This is a genomic window from Acidobacteriota bacterium (genome assembly GCA_028874215.1).
Taxonomy (GTDB): Bacteria; Acidobacteriota; UBA6911; order RPQK01; family JAJDTT01; genus JAJDTT01.
Window position 1 is genome coordinate 45,453 of the sequence record JAPPLF010000111.1, and the last position, 7,354, is coordinate 52,806.

General features: G+C 64.4%; 6 protein-coding genes. 2 read left to right on the top strand and 4 right to left on the bottom strand.

Annotated features, from left to right (window positions below; all coding sequences use genetic code 11):
- Positions 1 to 5: 5 nt before the first annotated feature.
- Genes OXT71_22680 through OXT71_22690 form a run of 3 tightly spaced genes read right to left on the bottom strand, consistent with a single transcriptional unit; the run spans position 6 to position 3,484 of the window.
- Entirely contained in the window at positions 6 to 1,265 is a 1,260-nt protein-coding gene (locus OXT71_22680; protein ID MDE2929204.1) for a dicarboxylate/amino acid:cation symporter, read from the bottom strand.
- A 34-nt stretch (positions 1,266 to 1,299) separates the two neighbouring features.
- The gene (locus OXT71_22685) at positions 1,300 to 1,785 is read right to left on the bottom strand and encodes a tetratricopeptide repeat protein (GenBank protein ID MDE2929205.1); all 486 of its coding nucleotides are present in this window, start codon (positions 1,783 to 1,785) and stop codon (positions 1,300 to 1,302) included.
- 49 nt (positions 1,786 to 1,834) lie between these two features.
- Entirely contained in the window at positions 1,835 to 3,484 is a 1,650-nt protein-coding gene (locus OXT71_22690) for a hypothetical protein (protein ID MDE2929206.1), read from the bottom strand.
- A 141-nt stretch (positions 3,485 to 3,625) separates the two neighbouring features.
- On the opposite strand from OXT71_22690, the gene OXT71_22695 reads away from it, so the two are divergent.
- The gene (locus OXT71_22695) at positions 3,626 to 4,762 is read left to right on the top strand and encodes a Gfo/Idh/MocA family oxidoreductase (GenBank protein MDE2929207.1); all 1,137 of its coding nucleotides are present in this window, start codon (positions 3,626 to 3,628) and stop codon (positions 4,760 to 4,762) included.
- A gap of 12 nt (positions 4,763 to 4,774) precedes the next feature.
- Positions 4,775 to 5,938, top strand: coding sequence for a Gfo/Idh/MocA family oxidoreductase (locus OXT71_22700; protein ID MDE2929208.1), 1,164 nt, complete (start codon positions 4,775 to 4,777; stop codon positions 5,936 to 5,938).
- Positions 5,939 to 6,213: 275 nt separating this feature from the next.
- Here OXT71_22700 and OXT71_22705 read toward each other — a convergent pair whose 3' ends face one another.
- Positions 6,214 to 7,161: a transposase gene (locus tag OXT71_22705; protein ID MDE2929209.1), complete on the bottom strand. Its 948-nt coding sequence runs from the start codon at positions 7,159 to 7,161 to the stop codon at positions 6,214 to 6,216.
- Positions 7,162 to 7,354 lie beyond the last annotated feature (193 nt).

Sequence of the window (7,354 nt, forward strand, 5' to 3'; positions counted from 1 at the left end):
GTTCATCAACCCTGCGCCACCACCGTATCCACCTCCGTTTCGCCCTCGGAGCGCGCGATGATGGCGGCGCCGCAGGAGTCGCTGAAGACGTTCACCACCGTGCGGTACATGTCCAGCGGGCGATCGATGGCCAGCATGGCTCCCACGATCAACGCCACCTGCGGACCCGTCAGATTCACGGCCTCCAGGACGATGAAGATCACCACCAGACCGGCTGAGGGGACGGCCGCGGCGCCGATGGAGGCCAGCAACGCCGTCACCACGATCAGGAGCTGCTGTTCGAAACCCATGGTGACGCCCATCACCTGGGCGATGAACAGGACCCCGGCGCACTCGTAGAGGGCCGTTCCGTCCATGTTGACGGTGGCGCCCATGGGCAGCACGAACGAAGTGACGCGGTTGGAGACGCCGACTTTCTTTTGCACCGATCGGATGGTCACCGGCAGCGTCGCGCCCGACGAACTGGTGGAAAAGGCCATGACCATGGGTTCGACCATGTTCTTGAAATGGATGATGGGATTGATGCCGCCCACCAACCGCAAGATCAGCGGAAGCGTGAAAAACAGGTGGAATGAGAGCCCGATGACCAGGACCAGCGCGTAGAGTCCCAACGCCTTGAAGGAGCCCAGGCCGGTGGTTCCCACCAGGGTGAGGATCAGGGAAAAGACACCGATGGGAGCCACCCAGCGGATGATGCCGGAGGTGAGACGCATCATCGCCTGAAAGGCCGCTCCGATGAAACCCACCAGGGGTTCCCGGTGGCGCCGGGGAAGGCTGGCGATGCTGATTCCCAGAAGAATCGCGAACAGGATGATGGAGAGCATCTTGGTTTCCGCGCCGGCGGCGACGATGTTCTCCGGAACGATATCGAGGATCAGCTCCACCGGCGAACTTATCACCGTGACGTCGGGCATCTCCTTGGTCTCCGCGTCCACAAGGTCGGCTCCGACGCCCGGCTGGATGAGATTGACCAGCACCAATCCGGTGAGAACGGCAAAAAAGCTGGTGAAAACGTAGTAGCTGAGCGTCTTTCCGAACATGCGGCCCAATCCGCTGCCTCCCACCGAGGCCACGCCTGAAATGATGGAGGTGAGAACCAGGGGAACGATCACCATCTTGAGCAGCTTGATGAAGAGTTGCCCGATCCAACCCAGCTTGTCCGCCAGGTACTCGCCTCCGGCCAAGCCGGCCAGAATTCCCAGTACCATGGCGATGGCGATTTGCCAGTGAAGCTGCCTGTACCAGACGGATCCGCCTGCGATCATTTGGTCTCTCCTCTCGTCTCTGTGGCCCCGGCCCTCAATTCAACTTCCCCACCAGATCCCGGAAAGCGGCCGCGGCGGTCCGGTCTTCAGGCGCGAGTCGAAGCGCCCGCCGGAACTCCTCCAGCGCCTTTCCGTATTCCTTCCGGGCCAGGTGGATCCGCCCCATGTTGAGATGCGGGAACTGGCGCGGCTCGTAGCGCTCGGCCTGCATGGCCCGGCGCAGCCACGGCTCCGCCTCGTCGAGACGGTTCTGCTGCATCAGGTAGACCCCGATGTCGTTGTAGGGGTTGCCGAAATCGGGGTCCAGGTCGATGGCGATCCTGCAATGCCGGATGGCCAGCCGGAGACGCCCCTGAATCCCGTACATCCAACCCAGGAAGGTGTGGGCGTCGGCGGTGGGATGCACATCGATGGACGCCTTGTACTTCTCCTTGGCGCCTTCGATGTCCCCGTGCTGATGCCGTTGATTCCCTTCCTCCAGCAGGCGCAGAGCCTCATCGCGCTTGAACGACGTCATCATGTCCAGCTTACCCGCTTTTGAGCCGGGTTCCCATGCGAACCTCTTCCGGCTACCGGAATTGGAAGGAGTAGAGCTTGGCGTTCTTCATGGAAAACCGGAGCCGGACCGTCCGGCCGGCAAGACGGCTCACGTCGTTTCTTCCCTGCCAGCTCATGACGTGCCGGCCGCTGGTGGCGACCGGATCGGACTCGCGGAGCAGAAACCCCTCAATGGGTTCGTGGGAAACTCCCAGAAGCTCGACCCGGACCTGGAGCCGGCCCGAACCGTGGTTGTGCTTGGCGGCGTCCATGTTCACCACCAACTCCCGGCCCTGGAAGCGGAGGGGCCGGGTCACCAGCTCGCCGGCGTGGATCTTGCCCGAGTCCACCGAGACGAATCCGTCTTCGGGGAGCGTCGCCAGGCCGATGGCGAAGACGGCCCGGTCTCCCTTTGCATGAAGGGCCTCCGGGCCTCTCCAGTTGCCGCCGTAGTAGTAGATCCGGATCTGTCGGTCGTGGACCATGGGGGCTCGAACGTAGACGGTGCTCTCGTCGAAGTCGCCATTATCCCCCACCCTCACCAGGGGCTCCCGGAACTCGCGCTCGTATCGGACTCCGTCCCGGCTCACGGCGAGTTGGGGATAGTGCAGGGTGTTGGTGGTCCGGAAGATCCACACCAGCCCGATCCGGAACCCCTCGTAGTAGAAGACCGGCATGCCGTAGAACTCGGTGTCGGGATCATTGTCCCGGTCCGGGACCATGATCGTCTCCATCTCGGTCCAATGGATCATGTCCGGGCTCCGGGCGCGGCCGATGACCCGGATGCCCAGGGGACAGTAACGATGCAGGCAGTTTTCCTGGTACTGGACGTAGTGCTTCCCGATGGGGTCCCAGTTGCCGACGAAACCGCCCCAGCGCCGCACCCACCAGGGATCTCCCTTCCCCACGGTTCGGGGGTTGTCGGGGTACGGCGTCCAGTTGATTCCGTCGGGGGATTGGAAGAAGTCGACCTGGACGCCGTCCCAGGCGTAGAGACCCGGGTCGTTCTTCGGATCGATGCTGGACTCGCGCCGGACCACCTTCTTGTAGCGCTTGTCCGGGTCCGGCTCGTAGGGATCGTAGTGGCTGGGAACGTACTGGCCGGCGGGCAAAATGTTGTTGTCGCGGGAACCCTGGAATTCCACCAGCCCCAGATTCGGCTTCTTCCAGTGGATTCCGTCCGTGGATTCGGCGTAGAGCCGGATCCAATCGTTGCGCCCGGCGTATTCGCTGTAGCCGTAGATTTCCTCCACCTTTCGCCGGACGGCCCGGCCATCCTCCACCGACCAGTCCCAACGGTAGGGGCGGAGCCGATCTCCCCCTTTCTTGGCAGTGAAGCGGTCCGTGCTCCCGTACCACATTTTGAAAACTTTTCGGTCCTCGTCATAGAGAATCCTGCCCAGCCCGAGATAGTGGCCTTCCCAGGGCCGGTCCGGCTTGACCAAGGGGTTGGCCGGGTGCTTGGCCGCCGGATTGAGCACCCGTTTGGCGTGGGTCAGGCTCTCTACCACCTGGCGGTCCAGAAAAAGCTGTTTCCGATTCCCGATTTCCAGGAACGCCGAGTTGGAAGCCTCCAGTCCTGACAGACTAGGCAAACAGAGCACGCCGGACAGGAGCCAGCCGATCCGATAGTGGTTCGGCCGTCCATCCATACGGGTGGTCTCTGAGGCATTGGTCTTCATCTTTCTCCTTCCCATCCGTTTCGGGTCCGCATCGAACATCCGATGATCCTGTCCCGCGGTCAAGTCGGTTTGCGGGCGAACCGGAGCAACGCCGCCAGGAGTTCGATTGCCCGGCTGTGACTCCGGAGATATCCTGGCGCCATGAAACGCCATCAGGTTTCCCGGCGGCGAGCTCTCGGCGGACTGGCGGCGCTGGCCACTGTTCCCATAAACACCAGCCGGATCCGGGCCGGATCGGAAGAGCCCATTTCGGCGGGCGTACTGACCGAGGGGACCGGCGGCGGCCATATCCGCCAATTACTCCAGGGGTTGGCGAGCGCCCCGGGGGTGGCTCGGGTCGCGGTCTCCGACCCCACCGGGAAGAGGTTCGACCAGGCCAAGGACCTCCTTGGGGATCGTCTGCAAGGTCTCTACCACAGCCATCAGAAGATGCTCCGGAAGGTCCGTCCCAAGCTGGTGGTCGTGATCTTGGCAGGCCATCGCTCCCCTCCCGCCATCCGAATGGCGCTGGAGGCCGGCAGCCACGTCATCACCGAGAAGCCGGGCTGCGCCCGGTTGGAAGACTTCGAGCCGCTGGCGCCGTTGGCCCAGTCGCAAAAAAGGGAACTGATGCTGGCCATGCATACGAGGATGAGTCACGCCATACAGAAAGCCCGGGAGCTCATCCGCAAGGGCTACCTGGGAAAGCCCTACTCGGCCACCATGGACTGGATCGCGGACCAGACCCGGCTGACCCGCCCCGAATTCCACGGCTTGTGGGTGGCTTCCAAGGCCAAGGCGGGGGGCGGGAAGCTCATCTACCACGGCATCCACTACCTGGACGTTCTGCAATACCTCACCGGCGACAGAATCGACCGGATCTCGGCCTTCTGCGAAAACGTGGGCGGACAGCCCATCGACGTGGAGGACGCCGCCGTCGTCACGTTCCGCATGCGCGGCGGTTGGGTGGGGACGCTCAATGCCGGCTACTACCTGGACCGCTCCAAGCAGAATCAGATCCGTTTCTGGGGCTCCAAGGGCTGGATGCACCTGGAACTGACCTCGGGCGAGCCCTTGAAGTGGTACTCGACCCACCCGGATGCTCCCCGGGGAGTCCAACTCTTCCACTATCAGGACAACTCCAACCACCGGTACGGAAGCCTGGTCCACGCCGCCGTGGACTTCGCGCGCGGCCAAGCCCCGCCCCCCATGACCGCCGAAGAGAGCCTGCATCTGATGCGAGTGATCTTCGCGGGCTACCGGTCCGCCGAAACCGGCCGAACCCAGGATCTGGGCTGACCGGAAGGCAGCATGAAACACCAACAGATTTCCCGACGACAAGCTCTGGGCGGACTGGCGGCGCTGGCCGCCGTTCCCGCAAACGCCACCCGGGTCCGGGCCGGATCGGAAGAGCCCATCTCGGCGGGCGTGCTGACCGAGGCGACCGGCGGTCATCTCCGCAGCTATTTTCAGGGATTCGCGAGCGCCCGCGGCGTGGGCCGCGTCGCAGTCTCCGACCCCACCGGGAAGAAGTTCGACCAGGCCAGGGCGATCCTGGGCGATCGTCTGGCAGGGCTCTACCGGAGCCATCGGGAGATGCTTCAGGAGGCTCGGCCCGAGCTGGTGGTCGTGACCCTGGAGGGCCATCATTCCCCTCCCGCCATCCGAATGGCGCTGCAGGCCGGCAGCCACGTCATCACCGAGAAACCAGGTTGCGCGCGACTGGAGGACTTTGAGCCGCTTGTTCCGGTGGCCCAGTCCCGGAAACGGGAGTTGATGCTGGCCATGTCGACCCGGGTGAGCGAGGCGATCAAGAAAGCCCGGGAGCTCATCGGAAAGGGCTACCTGGGAAAACCCTACTCCGCCACCATGGACTGGATCGCCGACCAGACCCGGCTGACCCGCCCCGAGTACCACGGCCTGTGGGTGGCCTCCAAGGCCAAGGCCGGAGGCGGGAAGCTCATCTACCACGGCATCCACTACCTGGACGTTCTGCAATATCTCACCGGCGACAGAATCGATCGGATCTCGGCCCTCTGCGAAAACGTGGGCGGACAGCCCATCGACGTGGAGGACGCCGCCGTCGTGACGTTTCGCATGCGCGGCGGGTTGGTGGGCACGCTCAACGCCGGCTACTACCTGGACCGCTTCTACCAGAACCAGATCCGGCTCTGGGGCTCCAAGGGCTGGATGCACCTGGACCTGCCCTCGGGGGAGCCTCTGAAGTGGTACTCGACCCACCCGGACGCTCCCCGGGGAGTCCAGCTCTTCTACTACCAGGACGATCCCGATTTGTACGGCACCCTGATCCAGGCCGCCGTGGATTTCACGCGGGGCCTGTCACCGCCCCCCATGACCGCCGACGAGTGCCTTCACCTGATGCGGGTGATCTTCGCCGGCTACCGGTCCGCCGAAACCGGCCGCACCCAGGATCTCGGAGTATCCATGTTGCAAGGGGTGGGTTCTCATCGGTGATTCCATCCCGGGTCGTTAGTCAGTGAGGTGTCCGGTTTCCTGTTGGCACGTGATCTGTCCGGTCCACTGGGCGCGGGTACGCCCTGGGGAGCCTCGGGTCAAGCCTACGGCTCCTCCGCTTCGCTGCGGCCCTTCGGGTGACCCGAGGCTCCCCAGGGCGTGAAGAGCTTTCAAGGCCGTAAGCAAGCTTCCGGCCAAGCCTGACCGGAAGTTCTACAGATCATTCCTCGGGGGACCCGTCACGCCCCCTTTCCTGGTCCTCTCGCTCCGTCGCTTCAGCCGACCACACGGGGCGCTTCGGGCAACCAGGTGCGATCCTGACTCACTAGGGTGTTGGCCAGGACGATGAGCTTGCGCATGACGGCGACCAGGGCCACCTTGCCGGGCTTGCCACGCCCGGTCAGTCTCCCATAGACCTCGGCCAGGTCGCGGTTCCAGCGAAGGGCGGCCACCGCCGGCATGTACAGCAGCCGTCGCGCCCGCGCCCGTCCGCCCCGGATGAAGGCCCGTCCCTGCCAAGCCCCCGACTCGCGAGCAACGGCGGCCAACCCGGCCAGACTGGCGACCGCCTTACCGCTCAGGGTGCCCAGCTCCGGCATCTCGGCCAGTAGACCCGCGGCGGTGGTGGCCGCGATCCCGGGAATGGAGGTCAGGATCTCCAACTTGCGCGCCCGCTCCGGATCGGCCGCGATCAGTTGCTGCATTTTTCGGTCAATGGCCTTCGCCTGGCGCTCGAACAGGTTGATCTGGGTCTGGTTCTGCCGCTTCAGCACCGGTTCGCGCAGATGGGCGCGGCGGTTGAGCGCCGCCGTGCGCTGGCGCATCAGCGCGTCCCGGCACCCCTGCAGTTCCTGGAGCCGGCGTTGCGTCTTGGACGGCGCCGGGGTCCGGCGCGGATCCAGGCTGGCCCCCATCTGGGCCAGCATCCGGGCGTCTACGGTGTCGGTCTTCGCGCGGCTCCCGGTCGCCTGAGCAAAACACCGGGCCTGCCAGGGGTTCACTCTCGACAGCGGCAACTTCGCTTTCCACAGCGCTTCCTCGAGGTTCCGGTGATAGGGGCCGGTGGCCTCGTAGGCGACGCACTCGACCGGAGTTCCGATCCAATCGATCAGCGCCCGGAAGCCAGCCGGGTCATTGTCGAACCGGGCGGATCGGCCGTCGGCCAGCCGGTGGGCGTCCAGGTGCGCTTTCGAGATGTCGATGCCTACGGTATGCTGTTTCATCTTTCCGGTTTCCTGTGCTTGTCATTCGGGCCTTGATGCCCTCGTATCCATTCAGGACATCGGGAAAGACGGTGGCCGACCTTACTCCACATCCGGATCTAACGGTCAGCGGCGACACGGTCCAACCACCGCCGCCCCGGGCCCGCCCCGGGGGGCCCGGGGGGGGTTTTTTTAAAAAAAAACGGGGCCGTTT